The organism is Mycobacteroides franklinii (assembly GCF_001853795.1).
GTDB classification, from domain to species: domain Bacteria; phylum Actinomycetota; class Actinomycetes; order Mycobacteriales; family Mycobacteriaceae; genus Mycobacterium; species Mycobacterium franklinii.
The window spans coordinates 633,480-654,859 of the sequence record NZ_MLIK01000024.1; the positions used below are offsets into that span (position 1 = coordinate 633,480).

The 21,380-nt window shown below is 63.8% G+C and carries 18 protein-coding genes; 13 read left to right on the forward strand and 5 right to left on the reverse strand.

Annotated elements, in window-relative coordinates:
• Positions 1 to 38 precede the first annotated feature (38 nt).
• The 6 genes from BKG76_RS22470 to BKG76_RS22495 all read left to right on the forward strand — a co-directional run bounded on the left by BKG76_RS22470 (position 39) and on the right by BKG76_RS22495 (position 5,032).
• Complete coding sequence (locus tag BKG76_RS22470; RefSeq protein WP_070939881.1) at positions 39 to 515, forward strand: MarR family winged helix-turn-helix transcriptional regulator; 477 nt, start codon at positions 39 to 41, stop codon at positions 513 to 515.
• Complete coding sequence (locus tag BKG76_RS22475; protein ID WP_070939882.1) at positions 512 to 1,378, forward strand: isocitrate lyase/PEP mutase family protein; 867 nt, start codon at positions 512 to 514, stop codon at positions 1,376 to 1,378. Before BKG76_RS22470 ends, BKG76_RS22475 begins: the two co-directional genes overlap by 4 nt.
• The gene (locus BKG76_RS22480) at positions 1,375 to 2,775 is read left to right on the forward strand and encodes a 3-isopropylmalate dehydratase large subunit (protein WP_070939883.1); all 1,401 of its coding nucleotides are present in this window, start codon (positions 1,375 to 1,377) and stop codon (positions 2,773 to 2,775) included. The genes BKG76_RS22475 and BKG76_RS22480 overlap by 4 nt, the downstream gene beginning before the upstream one ends.
• A gap of 4 nt (positions 2,776 to 2,779) precedes the next feature.
• Positions 2,780 to 3,424 (forward strand): 3-isopropylmalate dehydratase small subunit, encoded by a 645-nt coding sequence (gene leuD / locus BKG76_RS22485; RefSeq protein WP_070939884.1) that lies wholly within the window; start codon positions 2,780 to 2,782, stop codon positions 3,422 to 3,424.
• Entirely contained in the window at positions 3,421 to 4,005 is a 585-nt protein-coding gene (locus tag BKG76_RS22490; RefSeq protein WP_070939885.1) for an isochorismatase family protein, read from the forward strand. The genes leuD and BKG76_RS22490 overlap by 4 nt, the downstream gene beginning before the upstream one ends.
• A gap of 205 nt (positions 4,006 to 4,210) precedes the next feature.
• Positions 4,211 to 5,032 (forward strand): aminoglycoside 6-adenylyltransferase, encoded by an 822-nt coding sequence (locus tag BKG76_RS22495; RefSeq protein WP_070939886.1) that lies wholly within the window; start codon positions 4,211 to 4,213, stop codon positions 5,030 to 5,032.
• 9 nt (positions 5,033 to 5,041) lie between these two features.
• Here BKG76_RS22495 and BKG76_RS22500 read toward each other — a convergent pair whose 3' ends face one another.
• Complete coding sequence (locus BKG76_RS22500; protein ID WP_070939887.1) at positions 5,042 to 6,658, reverse strand: diflavin oxidoreductase; 1,617 nt, start codon at positions 6,656 to 6,658, stop codon at positions 5,042 to 5,044.
• 133 nt (positions 6,659 to 6,791) lie between these two features.
• On the opposite strand from BKG76_RS22500, the gene BKG76_RS22505 reads away from it, so the two are divergent.
• Positions 6,792 to 7,568, forward strand: coding sequence for a hypothetical protein (locus BKG76_RS22505; RefSeq protein WP_070939888.1), 777 nt, complete (start codon positions 6,792 to 6,794; stop codon positions 7,566 to 7,568).
• On the opposite strand, the gene BKG76_RS22510 is transcribed toward BKG76_RS22505, so the two are convergent.
• On the reverse strand, positions 7,538 to 8,086 hold the full coding sequence (locus BKG76_RS22510) for a DUF1802 family protein (RefSeq protein WP_070939889.1): 549 nt from the start codon (positions 8,084 to 8,086) through the stop codon (positions 7,538 to 7,540). The two genes, BKG76_RS22505 and BKG76_RS22510, sit on opposite strands and share 31 nt — an antisense overlap.
• 9 nt (positions 8,087 to 8,095) lie before the next feature.
• Positions 8,096 to 8,983 carry a universal stress protein gene (locus tag BKG76_RS22515; protein WP_070939890.1) on the reverse strand — a complete coding sequence of 296 codons (888 nt, stop codon included), beginning with the start codon at positions 8,981 to 8,983 and terminating at the stop codon, positions 8,096 to 8,098.
• Positions 8,984 to 9,271: 288 nt separating this feature from the next.
• Here BKG76_RS22515 and BKG76_RS22520 point away from each other — a divergent pair, with 288 nt between their 5' ends.
• The 5 genes from BKG76_RS22520 to BKG76_RS22545 all read left to right on the forward strand — a co-directional run bounded on the left by BKG76_RS22520 (position 9,272) and on the right by BKG76_RS22545 (position 18,342).
• Positions 9,272 to 9,604: a hemophore-related protein gene (locus tag BKG76_RS22520; protein ID WP_070939891.1), complete on the forward strand. Its 333-nt coding sequence runs from the start codon at positions 9,272 to 9,274 to the stop codon at positions 9,602 to 9,604.
• A gap of 288 nt (positions 9,605 to 9,892) precedes the next feature.
• Positions 9,893 to 15,310 (forward strand): glutamate synthase-related protein, encoded by a 5,418-nt coding sequence (locus BKG76_RS22530; protein ID WP_083338182.1) that lies wholly within the window; start codon positions 9,893 to 9,895, stop codon positions 15,308 to 15,310.
• Between the two features lie 7 nt (positions 15,311 to 15,317).
• Entirely contained in the window at positions 15,318 to 17,060 is a 1,743-nt protein-coding gene (locus tag BKG76_RS22535) for a diflavin oxidoreductase (RefSeq protein ID WP_070939894.1), read from the forward strand.
• A complete protein-coding gene (locus BKG76_RS22540) occupies positions 17,050 to 17,886 on the forward strand; it encodes a ChuX/HutX family heme-like substrate-binding protein (protein WP_070939895.1) in 837 nt (278 codons plus the stop codon). Before BKG76_RS22535 ends, BKG76_RS22540 begins: the two co-directional genes overlap by 11 nt.
• A gap of 165 nt (positions 17,887 to 18,051) precedes the next feature.
• Entirely contained in the window at positions 18,052 to 18,342 is a 291-nt protein-coding gene (locus tag BKG76_RS22545; protein WP_070939896.1) for a hypothetical protein, read from the forward strand.
• Between the two features lie 76 nt (positions 18,343 to 18,418).
• On the opposite strand, the gene BKG76_RS22550 is transcribed toward BKG76_RS22545, so the two are convergent.
• Positions 18,419 to 18,907 carry a hypothetical protein gene (locus BKG76_RS22550; RefSeq protein WP_070939897.1) on the reverse strand — a complete coding sequence of 163 codons (489 nt, stop codon included), beginning with the start codon at positions 18,905 to 18,907 and terminating at the stop codon, positions 18,419 to 18,421.
• A gap of 222 nt (positions 18,908 to 19,129) precedes the next feature.
• Here BKG76_RS22550 and BKG76_RS22555 point away from each other — a divergent pair, with 222 nt between their 5' ends.
• The gene (locus BKG76_RS22555; protein ID WP_070939898.1) at positions 19,130 to 20,611 is read left to right on the forward strand and encodes a flavin-containing monooxygenase; all 1,482 of its coding nucleotides are present in this window, start codon (positions 19,130 to 19,132) and stop codon (positions 20,609 to 20,611) included.
• Here BKG76_RS22555 and BKG76_RS22560 read toward each other — a convergent pair.
• Positions 20,608 to 21,318, reverse strand: coding sequence for a (2Fe-2S)-binding protein (locus BKG76_RS22560; RefSeq protein ID WP_070939899.1), 711 nt, complete (start codon positions 21,316 to 21,318; stop codon positions 20,608 to 20,610). The genes BKG76_RS22555 and BKG76_RS22560 overlap by 4 nt on opposite strands.
• Positions 21,319 to 21,380 lie beyond the last annotated feature (62 nt).

Below are 21,380 nucleotides of genomic sequence, written 5' to 3' on the forward strand. Positions count from 1 at the left end.
CATTTGACAGTTTATCCTGCGCAGTTTACTCTGCGTATATGCCCAAACGTGCGAGTGCACCGTCCCTGACAGCTGCGCGATCCGCCTACAATTTGCGGCTGCTGGTCAGCCGACTGCGTCGCCGCCTCAAGGGGGTATACGACAACCAGGACATGACGCCCTCGCAGATTTCGGTGATCAGCCGCCTGTCGCACGACGGGCCAGCGTCCACCAGCGATCTTGCTGTTGCCGAAGGTGTGCGACGTCAATCGATGGCCACCATCATCGCCGCCCTCGAAGAGCGTGGAGCAATTCATCGGACACCCGATCCGCTCGATGCGCGCCGCCAGCTGATCATCCTGTCCCCCAGCATTATCGAGGAGCTAGAAGGAAGCCGGCAGCTGCGGGACCGGTGGCTTGCCGATGTGTTGGACGAGGCCTACGACGATGAGGAACTCGAAATCATAGACCGCGCCCTGGTCTTGCTCGAGCGAATCGCAACCGTCGGTCATGATTCGGAGGCGGGCGAACGATGACCGCGGCAGCTACGCTCAAGGATTTGATCCAATCCCCCGAAATAGTGGTGATGCCAGGAGTTTTCGACCCGTTTAGTGCCCGGTTGGCGGAACGGGCGGGCTTCCCCGCCCTGCAATGCAGCGGGGCGGCCATCTCCGGAGTGCACTTCGGCCGGCCGGACTACTCCTTGATATCCATGGAGGACATGGTGGCGTGCACTGCTCGTATCGTCCGCAGTGTGCGCGTGCCGGTAATGGCCGATGGCGACAACGGGTTCGGCAATGCCGTGAACACTCACTACACGGTCCGGGCCTTCGAAGAAGCCGGGGCCGCGGGGGTGAACCTGGAGGACCAGGTCACCCCAAAGCGGTGTGGTCACCTCGATGGAAAGCACATCCTCGACCTGGATGAGGCGGCCGTCAAGGTTCGGGCGGCCGCCGAAGCCCGCACCGACCCGGACTTTGTCATCAACGCACGAACGGATGCGCTCGCCGTCGAAGGTATCGCCGGGGCCATCCGCCGTGGCAACGCGTATCTGGCGGCAGGCGCCACGATGATCTTCGTGGAAGGTGTCACCTCCCGCGATGAGATACGTGCGGCGGTGGCAGGAATTGACGGCCCGGTAGCCGTCAACGTGATCGAAGGTGGGAAATCGCCACATCACTTGACCTTTCGCGAACTTCAGAACCTTGGCGTGGCCCGGGTCAGTCTGCCCGGAGCCCTCTTGATGTCGGCGTTGGGCGGGATGCGCAATGCGCTCGAACGTATCCAGGCTGATGGCGGCACTGCCGAGCTGGATGACCTCTTTCTGCCTTTCCGTGAGGCGCACGACCTCATTGGGATGCGCGAAATCGAAAGCCTCGAAAGACGTTATCTCGCATGATCACACGGCCTCGCACGATCGTCGAGAAGATCTGGGACCAGCACACCGTCGATGAGCTATCTGACGGCAGCTGCCTGCTCTACATCGACCGCGTCCTTCTGCACGACCGTAGCGGCGGCCTGGCACTGCGGTCGTTGCGCGATGACGGCCGCGAAGTGTTCGACAAGAAACTGGTCTTCGGAACAATGGACCATGTTGTTGATACTCGAGCAGGCCGCGACTCGACGACTCCGGTACCCGCTGGGTCGATGTTCATCGATGCCTTCCGGGCAGAAGCACGCCGGCAAGACATCACCTTGTTCGACATCGGTGATGATCGTCAGGGCATCTCCCATGTGGTCTTTCCCGAACAGGGCGTCGCGTTACCCGGCACCACCATGATCTGTGCCGACTCACACACCCCCACTCTCGGAGCCGTCGGTGCGCTCGCATGGGGAGTCGGCGTCACCGAATGCGAACACGCCCTCGCCACCCAGACGCTCGTGATGCGCAGACCAGCCACAATGCGAGTCGAGTTTACGGGAACTCCGGGAAAGCATGTATACGCCAAAGATCTTGTGCTGGCGCTCATCGCGGCTGTTGGCGCGGGCGGTGCAACAGGATATGCGATCGAGTTCAGCGGTCCGGCTGTCGAACTACTCGATGTGGAGGCACGACTTACGCTATGCAACATGGCAACTGAGGCCGGTGCCCGCACCGGCCTGGTCGCGCCCGACGCGACCCTGCTGAGGTATCTGGAAGGACGCCCCTTCTGCCCCGTGGGCGACGAATGGGAGGTTGCCGCGCACGCGTGGCTGGATTTGCGCAGCGACCCCGGCGCCGCCTACGACCGCACCGTGCGACTCGATGCTGGAGCACTGGCGCCCCAAGTGACATGGGGTACCAGTCCGCAGCACGCGTCGAGAATCGATGCGTCGATCCCGCTTCCCGAGGACACCTCCGACCCCGTGGCGGCACAGCGTGCGCTGGACTACATGGCGCTGCGGCCGGGCATGTCGCTCGCCGGGTTGCCCGTTGACGCAGTCTTCATCGGGTCCTGCACCAACGCCCGGTTGAGCGATCTCCGGGTTGCGGCCGATGTGTTGCGCGGCCGCAAGGTAGCCGCAGGAGTCACGGCTCTGTGCACGCCCGGATCCACGGCGGTGCGCCGAGCGGCCGAAGCCGAAGGCATCGACAAGATCTTCATCGACGCGGGATTCCAATGGCGTGAATCCGGTTGTGGGTTGTGCTTTTACGCGGGGGGCGACCGCTTCGCGCCGGGCACCCGGGTTATCAGTTCCACCAATCGGAACTTCGAAAACCGTCAAGGACCCGGTGTGCGAACACATTTGGCCAGTCCCGCGACGGTGGCTGCATCGGCCATCGCCGGATGCATCAGCGACCCCAGGCGGGTGTGAGTCCATGGAGCCCTTCACGTATGTCACCGGTATCGCGGCGCCGCTGTTGCGTGCCAATGTCGACACCGATGCCATCTGCCCATCGCATTTCAAACCCGCCGAATTGTCCAAGCACGGGTTTGGGGACGCCTTGTTCCTGGACTGGCGGTACCACCCCGATGGAACCGTCAACTCCGGCTTCGTGCTCAATCAGGACCGCTACCGCAAGGCGTCGATCCTGATTGCGGGGCCGAATTTTGGCTGCGGAAGCTCCCGGGAAACTGCGGTATGGGCGCTGCGCGACGCCGGCTTTCGGGCGGCCATCTCCCCTAGCTTCGCGCTGATCTTCGAAACCAACTGCATACGCAATGGGATTCTGCCCCTGGCAATCCCGGCAGATGTGCACAGGGAACTCGTTGATGAGACCTTCGGATCAAGTATCCGATCCGTGATCAGTATCGATCTCGTAGATCAGCTGGTCGGTATACCGGAGGGTCCGCGACACCGCTTTACCATCGATGCCAGAACGCGCGCGCAGCTGGTCGGCGGCCTGGACGCCATCGGTCAGACGCTTGCGCACCGTAGTCGTATCGATGACTTCCGGAGCCTTGACCAACGGCGCCGCCCCTGGGTCTACGGTGACCCGGGCAGGAAGGCCACTGCCCCATGACACTGTTGCTTGATTCACATCCCGCACTGGTACTCATCGACCTGCAAAAGGCTATCGCGCAGGCTGCGCCCGCGCGGCCCGTCATCAAACACGCGGCACAACTTGCCACCGCATTCCGGCACCGCGGACTGCCCGTCGTGCTCGTCGGGCTGGCGTCGCAGGATGGTTCGGCTCCCCCGGGCCGGACCGACCGCCCGCGACTCCAACGACCAACCAGGGCAGCACCATCGGATGGACACCACTTTGTCGACGACCTATCCAGGCACCCGGACGACATCGTCATCACCAAACGAAACTGGGGCGCGTTCTATGGAACCGACCTCGACCTGCATCTACGACGCCGAGGTGTTACCCAGATCGTTCTCGGTGGAGTCGCCACCAGTATCGGTGTCGAGTCCACCGCCCGTTCTGCCCATGAACACGGCTACCACCTCGCACTCGTCGGCGATGCCATGGCGGACCTGGATTCCGACGCGCATCGGCACACCGTCGACAAGATCTTTCCCCTCATCGGCCAAATAGCTACCACCGCTGAGGTTCTGGCCCTCCTCGAATCGACGAAGAAGGTGGCGCCCTCGTAGGCCGCGACCACGGTCAGGGCGTATCGACCTCGCTGCCGCCGTCGAGTGCTGACGAGCCGACCGGGTGCGGCGTTCGTCGCTGACGGAACGCGCGTACACCGACGTGAAATGTTTTCAACATCGATCGTTCACCAACGTTGCCGCAGTTGACAATGACATCTGAAAAGGTCTTGAGAAGACGGCTTCCACCGCTAAGGATGTAGGCGTGAATTACGGCGAGGTACTTGAGCGGTTGGTCGGGTGGGCGGCCGAAACGGACGCGGTCCGGGCGGTCATCGTCACCGGATCCGGCGCCAATGGGGACCCGCATCCCCTGTCGGACCGGGATATCGAGCTCTATGCCTCCGACCCCGATGACTTGGCCGACGAGGAGTCTTGGTGGTCAGGGCTGGGCGAGGTCCTCGTGGTCGAGCGTCTGGAAGACGAGGATTCGGGGTATCCGACCCGGCTGATCTATTACGCGGGCGGCAAGCTCGACTTCACCCTGATTCCTACTGAGGATCTATCCACGATGGAGCATGACAGGCCCTTCCAGGTCTTGCTCGACAAGGACGGTCATGCACCGGACCCGGATTCGGTGAGCACACCGCAGGGCGAGCTACCTGACGAAGAAGAGTTCGAGGAATGCGTACATTGGGGCTACGCCGCCGCCCTGATGTGTGCGAAAGCTGTGGTGCGCGATGAACTCTGGTCGGCGAAGCTACGTGACCAAGACCTCAAGGAAGAACTGCTGCGGATCATCGAGTGGGATCACCTGATTCGCTACGGCACCTCTCACGACATTCGGTACCTGGGTACCCGAATGAACAGCTGGATGGATGCCGACATCCGCAAGGAACTCAATGATTGCTGGGGACGCTTCGATGCCTATGACACGGTCAAGGCGCTGCGGCTCACCGTGGACCTGTTCGCTCGGTTGGCTACCCGAGTGGGATCCGCCCTAGGTGTCCAAGCCTTCAATCACGACAGGCTTTACCGTGAGATAGAAGCGATCTTGGCGCTGCGCGACATCCCGGCGCGTTCGTAAGTTGAGGCTCTAGTAGACATCGCGCACGTATCGGTGGCTCTTGATGAGGTCGTTGACGTACGCATGCGCTCCGTCGGCGCCGAGCCCGCCGCAGTGGGCCACGATGTCGTGCAATGTGGCGTCGACATCCTTGGCCATGTGGTCGGCATCGCCGCACACATATAGGTACGCGCCATCCTGCAGCCAGGCGAACAGTTCCGCGGCGCTCTCCGACATACGGTGCTGGACATATTGTTTGGGATCACCCTCGGATCCGTCGCGGGAAAACGCAAGATCGAGTCGAGTCAGGGTGCCCGAGTCGACAAAGCCCTGCAACTCCTCGCCGTAAAGGAAACTGGTGGCGCGGCGCCGGTCGCCGAAGAACAACCACGAGCGTCCCGATGCACCTGCGGCCTGACGTTCCTGGAGGAAACCACGAAATGGTGCGATCCCGGTCCCCGGCCCGACCATGATGATCGGGACGTCGGGTGCGGGCAGCCGGAAGGTGTGGTTCGGCCGCAGATGCACCCGCACCGCCTGCCCACGGTCGGCCAGGAATGTGGACGCCACACCGCCATATGTGCGGTCGGCTTCCGTGTACCGGATTGTCGCAACGGTCAGGTGAACGGTGTCGGGGTGAACGGCCGGGCTTGACGCAATGGAGTAATCGCGGAACTGAAGCGGGCGCAAATTGTCGACCAGCTCCTCAACGGTCAACTCCCCCAGCTTGATCAGGTCGAGGACGTCCTTGCCGTACAACCACGAGCCCGGCGCCGGATTGACATCGCCGCCGAGTGCGGCAATCGCGTCCGCGTTGTCGGTGCGGGTGGCCACCAACGCCCGCAGGGTCCGCGACGGGGTGCGGATCTCCAGATGATCGGACAACAGCTCACCGAGCGGCTCATCGTGACCGGTCACCCGGTGCGTGGCGTCGACGCGCAGCTCGGCAAGTATGGCGGCGACCAGGGCAGGATCATTGGAGGCGTGCACGGCGATCGAATCACCGGCCTCATAAGAGATTCCGGAGCCGGCGAGGTCCACCTCGTAATGGCGCACCTCTTTGTCGGATTCGGCGGTGGTGAGCAGTCGGTTGACGACAAGCCGGGCCTCGACAGTTTCGTTGCGCTCGCGCTTGGGTTGTGCGGGAGCCTCGGCGACGACGGCGGGTTCCGCCGAATTGATATGCCCCGCCGAGAGGCGCTTCACCAGATCGGTGGTCCACTCCTTGGACGGTTGTAGGTAGGGCCCGTCGATATCGACGCGTTCGGTCAGCCGCGTCGCGCCCAAGGCATGCAGGCGCTCGTCGAGCAACAAGCCGGCGTTGCAAAAGAATTCGTAGCTGCTGTCACCGAGTGCGAGCACCGCGAAATTCAGATGCTCAAGGCGGCCGGCCGCATCGGCGCTTATCGCCTCCCAGAACAGCAGCGCGTTGTCGGGGAACTCGCCGTCGCCGAATGTCGAAACCACCACTACGAAGTGTGATGCCGATTGCAGCTCGGCGATATCGACCTGGTTGAGTTCGACCGCTTCGGACTTGATGCCGGTGGCCTCCTCCAGCGCTTCGCAGAACGACATGGCAGCGTCTTCGGCGTTGCCCATATCGGTGCCGTAGCCGACGATCAACGAAAAATCCGGCTGGGCGGTCACAGCACTCCCTCGCTCGCGCGCGGGTCTGGTCCCAGCGCTGGGTAAGGGCGACCTTACTTTGACGGGAGTCGTTGTGGGGGCCTCCCCGCGTTTTCCCTGCGTGGACGGCCTGTCAACCCGCTAGCATCCGAACGTGGCCTGGCTGAGTACCTGGTGGCACTACGACGTGGTGGATGGTTACAAGGGTCCCATGCTGCTGGGGTTCGTGGCATTCGTGGTCACCTTTGCAGTGACCCGCACGATCACTCGGCTCATCCGCGACGGCAAGGGCCCCTTTCACAACATTTCCGGTGGCGGAGTGCACATCCACCATTCGGTGCCGGGAGTGGTATTGCTGATCATCGGGGGCTTTACGGCCCTGGGCTCTCCACCGTTGTCGGCGTGGACGTATCTGGCGGGCCTGTTGGTGGGGATCGGCGCGTCGTTGGTGCTCGACGAGTTCGCGATGATCTTCCACTTGGAGGATGTCTACTGGTCGAACGAGGGTCAGCTGTCGGTGGATATGGTCACGTTGGCCACCGCCTGCATCGGTCTGGCGGCGGTGGGGGTTTCACCTCTGAACGTGGACGGTCTGACCGGTGTCATCGCCATCGCACGTGGCGTGGCGATGATGTTGCTGCTGATCCACCTGGCGCTGGTCGCGATCACCGCGCTGAAAGGCAAATATCCCACCGCGATGCTGGGGATCTTCTTGGCTCCCATCGCCTGGGTGGCCGCCGTTCGTCTCGCCCGCCCGACATCCCCGTGGGCGCGATGGCGTTACACGCCGGCGAAACTCACGCGGGCTAGGCAGCGAGCCCTGGAATTTGATCGCCGGTGGGGTCCGGTGCGACGGCGCTGGCTCGACGCGATCGGTGGCACGCCCACGCCCGAACTGCCTCACCCACCGACGGATTCACGGACTCGGTGAGTGACCCGGGCCAGTGTTGATTCCGTGTGTATCGGTGCGGCCCATTGCGGGTCGACTTCCAGTTGTACCCAGCTGGAGCAGCCGCGATGTTCATCTCCACGGTGAATTCGAACGGGCTCGGCCAAGGGATACGCGCGTACGACCAGCACCGTGAGACGGTGCTTGGGCCGAAAATCCAAGCGGTCCGCGCGAACTGATTCGGCGGTCCAGATGTGCAGTGCGGCAATCTCTTCGAGCGCCTCAGGGTGGTTGACCTCGATCGCGGCAACAACCTCGGCCCCGGCACGCACCACAACCTGGTCTTCGGCGCTGTCGGCGGCGGCCCGTTCCAGCAGGTCCTGATGTTCCGGTCGCACCCGCTCGGCGTGACCGTGCACGGCAGTCGGAAAGAACAGAAACCGCGAATCGGTAAGCGTGAAACGCTTCTCGTGAATTCCGCCCTTGCGTAGTAGGACTGTCTGTCGGCCATCGAGCAAGGCATGCACCGCCGCGCTCCATTCCTTCAGTGCCGTGGTCACCCTGCGAGACTACGACCGGGGCGTCACCAGCACCGGGCAGGTGGCCTTGTGTATCAGGGCATGGCTGGTGGATCCGAGGAAGAAGCCCGCGATATCGCCGCGCCCGCGACTTCCCGTGACGATCAACTGAGCGCCCGCGGCCTGGTTGAGCAGAACGTCGGCGGGGTGCCCGACCGCCACACGCCGGCGAACCGGAACATCCGGGTATTTCTCTTGCCATCCGGCCAGCCGCTCGGCAAGAAACCGCTCCTGGCGCTGCTGCTCCTCGCCTGAGTCCATCGCACTCCACGCGGTATACGCGTACACGTATCCCGGAGGAATGTTGTTCCACACATGAACCGCCACGAGCTCGGTATCGCGCATCGCGGCCTCCTCGAATGCCCACGCGATCGCGCCGTCGCTCGAATCGGAGTCGGCGACACCCACGACTATCGGGCCGCCTGCCGGTACCGGCGATTCCCTGACGACGACAACCGGGCTGTGCCTCTTCGCGGTCAATGACACCGACACCGAGCCGGCCATCATCCCGGTGAATCCGCCCAGCCCGCTGGAGCCGAGCACCGTCATGAGGGCATTTTTGGACAATTCGACGAGGATCGGTACCGGCTTGCCGGTGGCCTTGACCGTGGACACGTCGACATTCGGATGCAGCGCGTAGACGTGGTCCTTGGCTTGACTGAGGAACTCGGCCGCGTCGGTCTCTAGATGCTGAAAGAAGCTCGCCGAGGCTCCCAGGTTGAACCCCTGTCCGAGGCTGCTGTGGTCGATGATGTGGACCAACGTCAACGGCAGGTGCCGACGCTGGGCTTCGGCGCCTGCCCATGTCAGGGCATGCAGCGCCGACGTCGATCCGTCGATACCGACGAGAATGTGGGGATGTGGCGTCGGGGTGGTCATGGCTCCTCCGATGTGCGATAGCGCGATTGCTCCTACCCCCAACGCTATTGACGGTTCATCGTGGCTCCTATGGGCCAATAGCCCCTCTGCTAGTGACTTTCGGCCATACAAACGTGTGCTGCATCACTCAATGCGCGGGTCATTCGTGTTGGCGGAGCTCTCATTTGGAGTCGATGGCCTGGTAGATAGCAAGTCTAAGGACTCTGGCGTTCCTGCTAGCGTTGTGCGTAACGGAATCTCGCCGATCGTCGATATGGACGTCGGGGGAACTGGCGGAAGGTAACGAAAATGGCCCTGACGGCGAAGTTGATTGTTGGTTCTGGCGCGCTGGCGATGTCGCTGGTTGCCGGTGGTGGAATCGCATCCGCCGACCCGGACGTGACCGCCATCGTGAACACCACATGCACCTACCCGCAGATCATGGCGGCCCTGAACGAACAGTCGCCCGCAGCGGCACAGCAGGTGAACGCGAACCCGATCGCAGGTGCTTGGCTGCAGCAGTTCGTGGCTTCGCCGCGCGCCAAGCGCCAGCAGATGGTCAATGAGGTCAGGGGCATGCCCGCAGTTCAGGAGTACACGGTCCTGATCAACCAGGTTGCCAGTTCCTGCAACAACTACTGATCAGCGATTTCCCGGCCGCTGCCCCATAATGGTGATGGGGCGGCCGGTCCACTGATGCATCGGCACCCTTGCTAAGGCTGGTACTCGGTGTGACGTATATCCCGCCGGCTATTAGACCTCAACGACTTAGGCTAGGCTTGGTTTAACTGCCCCTAAGAGGCCGGGTTACCGGCGTCTGTCGGGTCGCGACCATGCGGAGCGCTGGTCAGGGCGGGTTCGCTCAACGGACGAGAGACCCAACGTCACACGCTGGATACGCCGTGCGCGGCGCTGGGTGAGGAGAATCGTCTGAACGGGCTGTATGACCAAGACCAGGAGAAAAGTAGCTGCGGCGTCGGTTTCCTGACGCGCAAGGACGGCATTCAGACCCACGATGTCGTGCGCAAGCTTCACGAAGCCCTGTGTGCCGTGCCGCATCGCGGTGGAATGTCCTCGGAGGGCGTCGGCGACGGCGCCGGAGTGAACCTCGATCTTTCCCTGCGCTTCTTCTCCGAACTGACGGGTGTTCCAGACCTGCGACCTGGACAGTTCGGGGTAGGCAACTTCTTCCTGCCCAACGACCCGGCATTCCACGCCGAGGCCGAGGAGGTCATCGAACAGGCGCTGCTGGCACAGGGATTCACGATCCTGCTCGCGCGCGATGTGCCGGTCAACAATGCCGCGGTCCGCCCGGCGGCCATCAAATACCAGCTGCCTATCCGGCAGTGGGTGTTTCGTTCCGATTCGGAGCGCAAGACCCATGAGGCGCTCATGGCGATCGAGGCCGTCGCCTATACGCGCCCGGAACTTCTTGGGCTCTACCCACTTTCGTTGAGCACGCATACCCAGGTTCTGAAGGGGCGCCTCAACTCGAACGAGGTGGTGCCTTACTTCAGCGATCTGTCCGATCCTCGTATGGAAGTACATTCGATGTTCTTCCACACACGTTTCTCGACCAATACCGCACCGAATGCGACCATGGCACAGCCCTTCCGGCTGATGGCGCATAACGGCGAGCTCAACACCGACAAGAAAAATCGCTTGTCCGAGAACGCGATTGCTTTGGCTCGTAACCGAGCGATCATCCGCCCGGCAGGGCAATCGGACAGCTGTCGACTGGATCAGACCTTGCAGAGCAGGGTGCTCGAGGACGACTTGGACCTGGTCACCGCTGTTGTCGCGATGATGCCACCCGCGTGGGAGAACGACACGACGCTGTCTCCACGGGTGACTGCCATGCTCGAGTACTTCAGTCTCTACGAGGAGAAGAACGACGGCCCGGCCGCACTCATCTTCGGTGACGGCAACATCATCGGTGCACGGCTGGACCGGTTGGGCCTGAGGCCACTGCGCACGGTCGAGACCGCCGAGTACTTGGGCGTGATGTCCGAGGCCGGTCAGATCTATTTCGATCCGGAGACCGTGCTGCAGCGAGGTCGCATCGAGGCCGGCGGCATGCGTTACTACAACCATGCCGAGGGACGGTCCTATGACACCGTCGAGGCGCTGGAAATGCTTGCCGCACGGCATGATTACCCGGAAATGCTGGCGCAGGCCCGGGTCAACATCGCGGATCTTCCGCACGTGCCCCCGGCAGGGCAGGGCTCACCCGCGCGGTATGACGGTGACCTGGGCCGCCACCAGCGGTACGTGGCCTACTCGCTCAATCAAGAGAGTTTCAAGTTCCTGATGGACCCTATGCTGGCCACCGGGCAGGAGAAGATCTCCGCGATGGGGTACGGCGCGGCCATCAATGCGCTGTCGAATCAAGAAGGCGGCGTTGCGAAGTACTTCTCGCAGCGGTTCGCGCAGGTGACCAACCCGCCGTTGGACAGCATCCGCGAGGCCGATGGCATGACCCTGCGCGTCGCGCTCGGTGCCAAACCCAACAGTGGCGCGCAGCCGGCACCGCAAATCGTGGTGCCCTCCCCCATTCTCACGCATCTCGACATGCTCAAGATTCGCGAACAGGAGCGCACTCCCGTAAAGCGCTTCGGTATGCGCTATCGGGTGGATCTCTCCGATCCCGATTCGAACGCCGACCGGATCGTGCACGCGATCGACGAACTGTGTGATGCGGTAGAGCAATTCGCGCGCGAAACGGGCGGTATCGCGGTGATCTCCGATCGCCACGTCTCCAGCGACCGTGCCGCAATGCCCCTCATCATCGTGATCTCTGCCATCAATCAGCGCCTGATCGAGGAGGGCCTGCGCCTGCGCGTCTCGCTGATCGCCGAGAGCGGACAGCTGTGCTCCTCGCACCACGTGGCCTCGGTACTGGGATTCGGGGCTTCCGCGGTATACCCGCTGGCGGTGCAGATGCGGGCCGAAGAGAAGTACGGCGCGGAGGCCGACAAGGCATTCAAACACTTCGCCAAGGCGGCCGAGAAGTCGCTGATGAAGACGATGGGCCGCGTCGGGTTGTGCACCGTCGAGAGCTACATCGGCGGTGAGTTCTTCGAACCCAACTATCTGGACACCTCGGATCCGGTACTGCACAAATACTTCCCGAATGTGGTGTCGCCGGTGGCTGGTGTCGGCTTCTCCACACTGGCCGCAGCCGTTGGCGACTGGCATGCGCGGGCGCTCGCCGTCACCGGCGAAAAAGATGTCCCACTACTGGGGCTCTTCAAGGAGCGGGCCGAAGGCGCGGGCCACTCATACGGCACCACCGCGGTGCGCGGGTTCGTGGATATGACCGAGGAAGCGATCTCGTTCGGGGATGATGCGCGACCCGAGAACCCCGACATGGCAGACCCGACGTACCTACGGCTGTTGCCGCTGCATCAGCTTGAGGGCGCGTTCGGGCTCGACGACGAGGCATACCGCAACAACAGCTTTGACGAGCTGCCCGCGCGCGCCGTCGACAGCTTCGACATCACCCCCGGGTACCGGAGTTTTGTCCGCGCGATGAACTCGGAGCGCACCCGGCGGCCGGCGGCGCTGCGCGATGTACTGGCGCTACCGGCCGACGTGAACTTCGTGCGGACGGCCAACGAGTTCCGCAGGGAAATGGGCCAGTTCGCCCGGTTTGGGAACAACGACTTCCAGGTGCGCGGGCTTTCCTGCCAGCAGTCGGAGGACGGATTCGTGTTGCGTCTCGCCCACGCCCCCGAGCGGTTGGCGGCCCTTGCCACCTCGCTGCGCGTGCGATTCGGTGCCGACATCACCAGCCAGGAGATCGTCGGCGACGAACTCAGGCTGACGGCGACAGCCCAGGCTGCGGACTACCTGGCGAAGATCAGGACTGCGCCGGAGTCAATTCCGCTGTCCTCGGTACAGCCGGCAAGCGAGATCACCCCCGCGCTGACATCGGGGGCCATGAGCCACGGCGCCTTGGTGGCACCGGCGCATGAGGCGGTGGCGCACGGAACCAACCTTGTTGGCGGCCTGTCGAACTGTGGCGAAGGCGGTGAGCACATCAGCCGTTATGGCACCATCCGCGGCTCCCGCATCAAGCAGTTCGCATCCGGTCGTTTCGGAGTGTGGGCGGGCTATCTTGCCGACCCGATGCTCCAAGAGCTGGAGATCAAGATCGGTCAGGGTGCCAAACCCGGTGAAGGAGGGCAACTTCCGGCACCCAAGGTGACCGTCCAAATTGCGGCGGCCCGTGGCGGTACCCCGGGTGTCGAGCTCGTCTCGCCCCCGCCCCATCACGACACCTACTCAATCGAAGATCTCGCCCAGCTGATCCACGACTGCAAGGCTGCCCGTGTCCGGGTGATCGTCAAACTGGTGTCGTCGGAGGGTATCGGCACGATCGCGGTAGGGGTCGCGAAGGCGGGCGCCGATGTCATCAACGTCGCCGGGAACACCGGCGGCACCGGCGCGGCGGCGGTGACGAGCCTCAAGTATGCGGGCCGATCCGCGGAGATCGGCGTCGCCGAGGTGCATCAGGCACTCTGCGCCAACGGAATCCGGCAAAAGGTGGTGCTGCGTTGTTCGGGTGCGCACCAGACCGCCAGTGATGTCATCAAGTCGGCGCTGTTGGGGGGAGACAGTTTCGAGTTCGGAACCACCGCGCTGATGATGCTCAAGTGCGTAATGGCCAAGAACTGCAACATCAAGTGCCCCGCCGGCCTGACGACCAACGCCGAGGTATTCGAGGGAGACCCACGTGCCCTGGCCCAGTACCTGCTCAACATCGCGCACGAGGTGCGCGAGATCCTGGCGGCGCTGGGGTTGCGGTCCCTGCGTGAAGCGCGCGGGCGGAGCGACCTGCTGCACCTGCTCGATCACCCATCCAGCATCGGAACCCTTGACCTGCGCCGAATGCTTGCGGTCGCAGAGGAATTAGTCGTCGACAACCCCGTGTACATGGAGAAGGACTACTCGGTGGACGACGCGTTCGCCGCGCACTTCGATGCCGACGGGGCCGTACTGCCGCCGGTGGTGCTGACCAACCAGAACAAGAGTGTGGGCGGGCAGCTCGCGATCGATATCGAGCGAATGCTCAACTATGGGGAAGTCAGCGGATCATCGGTTGCCTCCGACGAGCGCGGCCGCCGGTACCTGCTACCGGAGAGCATCACCGTCGCCACCAGTGGTTCCGCGGGCCAAAGCTACGGCGTCTTCTGCAATGACGGCATGGTGCTCACGCACACGGGCACATGCAATGACGGCGTCGGCAAGAGCGCCTGTGGCGGCACGATCACGGTGCGCTCCCCCGGGGGCGGTTCGAGCGAGCCCGGCGGCAATGTCCTTGTCGGGAACTTCGCACTCTTCGGCGCCTCCGGCGGTCGGGTGTTCGTCGAGGGGCAGGCCGGGGACCGGTTCGCGGTCCGGAATTCGGGTGCGACGGCAGTCGTCGAAGGTGTCGGTGAATTCCTGTGCGAGTACATGACCAACGGTGCGGTGCTCAATATCGGCGACTTCGGCAAGGGCGTGGCCAACGGGATGAGCGGTGGCTTCCTGTATCAGTACGACCCGCAGGGGCAATTGCCGTCGAAGGTCAGCCACGATTCGGTGCTGGTACTGCCCATCACCGACGCGCCGTTCCATGAGGCCGCCGCACGCATCCTGCTCCAGTGGCATGTGGAGGCCACCGGATCGGCCAGAGGCCAAGCCCTGCTTGATGATTGGCAGATCACAAGGAATCACCTCGTCTACACCATGTCACGGGCACTGTTGCAGTACCAGGACTCCGACGCGATTCTGCGGGGTAAGACGCGCAAGGAACTGCTGGACGAGCTCACCGCGGCCCTGGCCGGGTACCAGGTGCACAAGTTCAAGCTGTCCTATCGTGACCAGCGCGATGTCCTCGGTGGATCGGTCCCCGCATACGGCGACACCGATACCGAGGGCATGTACGCACTGCTCAATACCTACACCGTGTTGAACATGGCCCAGCAGCTTGCCCTGTCCCGGATGCCAAATGTCACGGACGTGACCGACCCGCGGATCGGCAAGGCTGTGCGCAACCTCGTGCTCACCGAGGACTTCTTCCTGATCCAGAAGCTGCAAAAGTACGCGCGGGAGGCCATCGACGGGTACAGCGACGAAGACTTGGCCGTGCTCATCGCGGACAAGCGGCTCACCGACTACAAGGACGCGCTGAGTCAGCGCAACGTGTTCTCGATGGACAGCCCCGGTACGTACGGCTGGATCCTGCACCAGAGCGCCAAGAACATCGACAAGATCGGCCGGTTGCCTTCCTTCGAAGAGCTGTTCGCGCATCGAGCGCTGCCGGTCGTCGCCCTCTCCGGACCATCCCTCCAGACCACGTGAAGAAGCCATGAAGATCGCCTACATTCCCGAAGACGCACCGTTCAACGAGGACCAGAGAGCCTGGCTCTCGGGCTTCCTGGCGGGACTGCATTCACGCCTGGCCATGAACCTGGCCACGCCACCACCGGCGGCCACGACGGACCTGGCCGCCTCCCGCCCACCGCTGCGGATTTTGTACGGCACCCAGACCGGCAACGCCGAAATCGTGGCGGGCGATGCCGCGGCGGCCGCCAAGGCGCAAGGGTTCGATGTCACGGTCAGCGGCCTCGACGAAATCGCCCTCGACGAATTCGCCGGCCTGCGCTACGTCCTGATCGTCACCTCCACATACGGCGAGGGTGAGATGCCCGACAATGCCGAATTGTTCTGGGAAGCACTGTCTTCGGCTGTGGCTCCACGACTCGAAGGGGTGTCCTACGGTGTGCTTGCCCTGGGCGACACCAGTTACGACGGGTTCTGCCAAGCGGGCAAACTGATCGACACCCGCCTCGAACAACTCGGAGCGAGCCGGGTGGTCGGGCGTACCGACTGCGATGTCGATTACGAGGCACAGGCCACGGAATGGGTTCAGGGCGCGGTGGGCAGCCTGGTCACCCTGGCCGGGGCCAGCGGTAGCCCGGGTACTCCCCCGCCGAGCACTGTCATGCGCTCCGGGTGGACGCGCAAGAATCCGTTCCACGCCGAGGTCCCGGTCAACCGATTGCTGTCACGGGCGGGCTCGGACAAGGAAATTCGGCACTACGAGTTCGCGCTCGCCGAGAGCGGTATCACCTACGAGGCGGGTGACGCGCTCGCGGTCATCCCGGAGAACGACCCGGCGCTGGTGGAGGCGATCGCCGATCACTTCCGTGTTTCGGTCGGCACACTCGTCGACGGCGAGCCGCTCGGTGAGCTGCTGGGGCGGCGTTACGAAATCAGCGCCCCGTCGCGAGACCTGTTGAGCGAGGTGGAGAGCCGCGCCGAAAGCGAGGAGTTCTCGCACGCCTTGCGCGGCGGCGTGAAGGAGGTGCTGGATACCTGGCTTTACGGCAAGGACATCCTCGACATCCTGCGCATCGGCGGGGATGCGCTCAGTCTCGAGGAGTTCATGGGGCTGCTCAAGCCTCTGCAACACCGCGCCTACTCGATCTCCTCGAGCTCGCTGGCTCACCCCGATCGAATCCACTTGACCGTGGCCAGCGTCCGATACCAGAGCCTGGGCCGCGAGCGCGGTGGCGTGTGTTCCACCTTCCTGGCCGATCGAGGCGGTAGCGCACGAATCTTCCTGCAGCCCAACAAGTCATTCCGCGTACCCGGCGACGACGAGGCTCCGATGATCATGGTGGGCCCCGGTACGGGCGTGGCCCCATTCCGGGCGTTCCTGCAGGAACGCGAACAGCGCGGGGCGGGCGGGCGCAACTGGCTGTTCTTCGGCGACCAGCACCGCGCCCATGACTACGTCTACGAGAACGAGCTCGATACGTGGCACTCGTCCGGTCTCCTGGACCGGCTGGACCTCGCGTTCTCTCGCGACCAAGCCGAGAAGGTCTATGTGCAAACGCGCATGCGCGAGCACGGCGCTGACCTGTTCGGCTGGCTGCAGGACGGCGGACACTTCTACGTCTGCGGTGATGCGACGCGGATGGCCAAGGACGTGGACAAGGCGCTGCACGAGATCGTCGCAGAGCATGGCGGATTCGGTGCCGATGAAGCGTCCGAATACGTGAACACCCTCAAGCGGGAAAAGCGGTACGTCCGCGATGTGTACTGACGGCCGGCGCTGCGAACACTGCCCCGCCCGACGAATCGCGGCGGGGCCCAAGGCCATTGCCGAAGCACTCCCCGCCCTCGGCACGGTCGTCGCCGTCACCGCGAACGATGCCGCCTTACTGAGCCACACCGGGGAGTACCTTGAGCCCTCGTTTCCCGGGGAAGCGCTCAGCTGCGATGACGAGTACATAGCGCTGCGGTTGAACCCGGCTCTCGTCCGAGACGCGTTCCTGGCTCCGCGCGCGCTGACGATGGTCGGCGAGACCGGCACCCACCGCGCCTATCTCACGCCGCTCACGGATCGCCTGACGGTCAGTGCCCTCGAGCTGGCGCCGGCGGCGGACCCGGAAGCGTTTCCCGTTACCGATTGGACGGACATCAGCTGGCGTGACACCGATCAGCTCACCCATCTGGACGCGCTCACCCCAGGGCGTTATCGGGTGCTGCCGTTTACCGGTGCGCGCAAGATCGATTCCGGTGTGGTGCCGCATCTGCTGGCTCACCTCGTGGATGTGGACATGCCGTTCACCATCGCGGTACCGGGCGGCGGCTGCGTGCAGTTGCATCGCGGCCACGCCGCGATGGTCGAGCAGTCGGGTGCCCATATCGCGGTCATCTTTGGGGCCTCGCGGTACGCCATGGACCCGGTGTTCATCGCGGAGAGCTGGGTGACCCAGGCCCACGGAACGCAGGGCGTGACATCCTCGGTGGAGCTCTACGATCACAGTCATCGATGCGTCACCACCGTGACGCAGACGGGGCCGATCACCGATCGCCTGCATCGCGCGTGGGAACACATGGTCGCTTCGCTGCCCGGCGCCGACTAACCGGGCGCGCCAGGATTTTCGGCGGTCTGCTCACATCAGGCCGCTGGTGTCGTGTGAACAGATTGAGATGTCCCCGTGAATTGGGAGCAGCGTCGGGGAAATTGGATGGCCCTAGCGTGTGTCCATGACAACGACAGGCGGAGGGCGCAATATGGGCGGTGACCGGTGAGCGGCCTGGTTGCGGTCGTTGATCCGATTTTTCCCGGTCGGGGCGCGGACCTGAGACAGGCGCAGTACTACCAGGACGTTCTCGGCGAGTTGCGATCGGTAACACAACGAGAATTGGACGACCATCTCGCGGCCCTGGAGCGAAGAAGGCAGAGCGGTAAGCCGTCCAGCCTCGCGCGGCTGCACCGGCTGGTCGGTGCCAAGCGAGCGGAACTGGCCGTCCTGGACCAGTTACTCGTGGCGCTCAGCGATCGATTCGGTGACCATTCCACGTTGTCTGCCGGGTAGTCGCACCCGGGTGACCGCCGGGCCGGTGAGGGCCGTGGCCGCCGCTAAAACCTTTACGTTCGGCCGGATTTCAGCATCATGGCGAGCAGCGGTCGGCCCGCATATCGGGCTGTGAATCCTCCAACGGGGTGAGGATGGTGGCCAGCCAGGTGACCGTCAACGTGGCAGCGGCAAGCGCGGCCATGAGCGTCCACACGAGCGGGTCGGACCCGCCGGCCGTTTGATGCCACCACAGCGCCGCCAGGCTGATCACCGTGCTGAGCGCTGCGGCATAGGCCGCCGCGCAGCACCACCGGAAGCGTCGCCTCCGCAAGGCGACGAGCGAGACGACGCATGCCACCAGGAACATGATCGACGTCCCGGGAACCACGGCGTCGACATGTAGCGACGGGCGGGCGTGTGCACCGAGGTTTGACCAGCGGCTCACTGCGGCCACGCCCAGGACCGTGGCTGCCAACAGCGCGGTCCAGCGGCGTGGTCTGCTCATCCAGACGTCCTCGAGTACGCCGCGCTCGATCGCGCGCAGTGTGTCCTCAAGCCCAACGTCGGGGCGCTGCGTCCTCACTCAATGCCTCCCATATCCGTACATCTCCGAGAGTAGAGGTCGGATGCGGCGGTGCGGGAGTTCCGTGCCACCTGGTGTTTGTTCGGCAACCATGATGTCGGACGACGGTCAGCACCCGTCTCGACCTCGGCGAATGAGGAAGTACCTGCCCGGCTGAGGACTGAGGTAACAGGTATCTAGACAGGCCGACCATTTTGCTGGGACCGCAGCTAGCATTGGGACATGACAACGCAGTTTGACGCCGTCATCGTCGGAGCTGGTTTCGGTGGGATGGGGGCGGCAATCCAGCTCAAGGAGCTGGGCCTGACCAATCTCGCGATCCTGGATCGGGAGGATGACCTTGGCGGTACCTGGCACGTCAACCACTACCCCGGCCTGGCCGTCGACATCCCGTCGGCGACCTATTCGTACTCGTTCGAGCCCAACCCCTACTGGTCGCGGCTGTTCGCGCCGGGTTCCGAGCTGAAGCAGTACGCAAGCCATGTGGCCGACAAGCACGACTTGCGCAAATACATGCGCTTCAACACCCCGGTATCGGGCGCGCGGTGGGATGAGGAGGGGCAGCACTGGGTCGTCGCCACCGAATCCGGGGAGACCGTCACCGGCAAGTACCTGCTGACCGCCACCGGCTACCTGTCACAGCCGAAGATGCCCGATATCGAGGGCATCGAGTCCTTCGCGGGCACGGTCATCCACACCACCAAGTGGGATAACACCTACCGCGCCGCGGGCCACAAGATCGGTCTGATCGGCACCGGCGCCACCGCCGTCCAGCTCATCCCCGAGCTGGCCAAGGACGCGCAACACCTGACGGTGTACCAGCGCACCCCGATCTGGGTGGTGCCCAAGGCCGACGCGAAGGTCCCCGGCGTCATCAAGAAGCTCTTCGCGAAGGTGCCGCGGACCCAAAAGATCGCTCGCACAGTGGGCTCGGCGATCCTCGAGGTGATCATGGTGGGCGGAGTACTGCACTTCCGCCAGTTCCGGCAGGCCAACAACGGGGCCGCGATGCTGGCCAAGGCGCATTTGTTCGCGCAGGTGCGCGATCGCGAGCTGCGCCGCAAGCTGACACCCGACTACGACTTCGGCTGCAAGCGGCCAACCTTCTCGAACACGTACTTCCGAGCGTTCAGCAAGAAGAACGTCAGTCTTGAGACGGCATCGATCGAACGCGTCGAGCCCGACGGCATCGTCACCGCGGACGGTCGCAAGACGGTGATCGACACGCTGGTCCTGGCCACCGGTTTCAATCTGTGGGAATCGGCCTTCCCCGCGTTCGAGGTGATCGGTCGTGAGGACTACAACCTCGGGAAATTCTGGCGTGACAACAGATTCCAGGCGTTCGAAGGCATCGCTGTGCCCAAGTTCCCGAACCTGCTGACGCTCAACGGCCCGTACTCCTACAGCGGGTTGTCCTACTTCGACACCATCGAGTCGCAGATGCGGCACATCAAGCGGCTTTTCGGCGAGATGGCGCGTACCGGCACCGAGACCTTCGAGGTCACCGACGAGGCCAACACCGAATTCCTGAACCGCATGGTCGGCAACCTGGACAACTCGGTGTTCTATCTCGGCAGCTGCCAGACGGCGCGAAGCTACTACTTCAATCAGCACGGTGAGGCTGCGCTGCTGCGTCCGACATCGACCGCCAGTGCCTACAAGGAGCAGGAGTCCTTCCCGCTGGAGGCATACCAACTGGCCTAGCCGGATCTGGCCGGCTTCGTCTCGAGGACACAGTCCCCACAGACCGCCGAACGGTCGTCGGTGAGCTGGTAGATGAGGCAGCAGCTGCGTCGCCGGAAGTCCGGTCCAGCACGCAGCGCACCGTCATCGATGCGGGGATCCCGGAGGTAGGTATTCGCGACCTCGCGGGCGGCATGGGTCAGGTCGGGTCGGGTCGCCGCGATGAGCTGCGCGGCGACGTTGGCGGCCGATCCGACATTTCCCCACAGGACGCGCTCACTGACCCCGGTCTCGTCGAGTACGCACTGGGTGATCGATTCGATGGCAGGCCCGGGAGTGGCGGTGTCCTCCCCGTCTCGGTCGCTCGTGTCCTCTTCGAGCACAGACAGTGGAAAGGGGCCCCCTAGCTGGTCCTGCCACCAAAGCTCGTTCAGCTCCTGCGAGATTCGCAGGTCACCGCATACCGCGGTGGCAATGGTCGGCGCGAGGATGCGGGCGATCACACCGAGATGAGCGACCGAGGCCGCTACCCGAAGGTCGACCTCGGCGGGGTCCTTCGCGACGCGAGCGGCGAGACTGCTGCGGACACCGCCGATGCGGTCCCCCAATGAGCGTGATCCGTCGGCGAGTTCTACCAAGGGGCGCCAGGGCGGCAGCGGCGTCGTGTGGGCCGCATGTCTCTCGACGGTGAAGAAGGGTCCGAAGGCTGATTGTTCCACCGCGCTCACAGGCCGATGATGCCATCAGCACGATCAAGATCACGCGCGGGCGAGGCAATGCGATTAGGTTG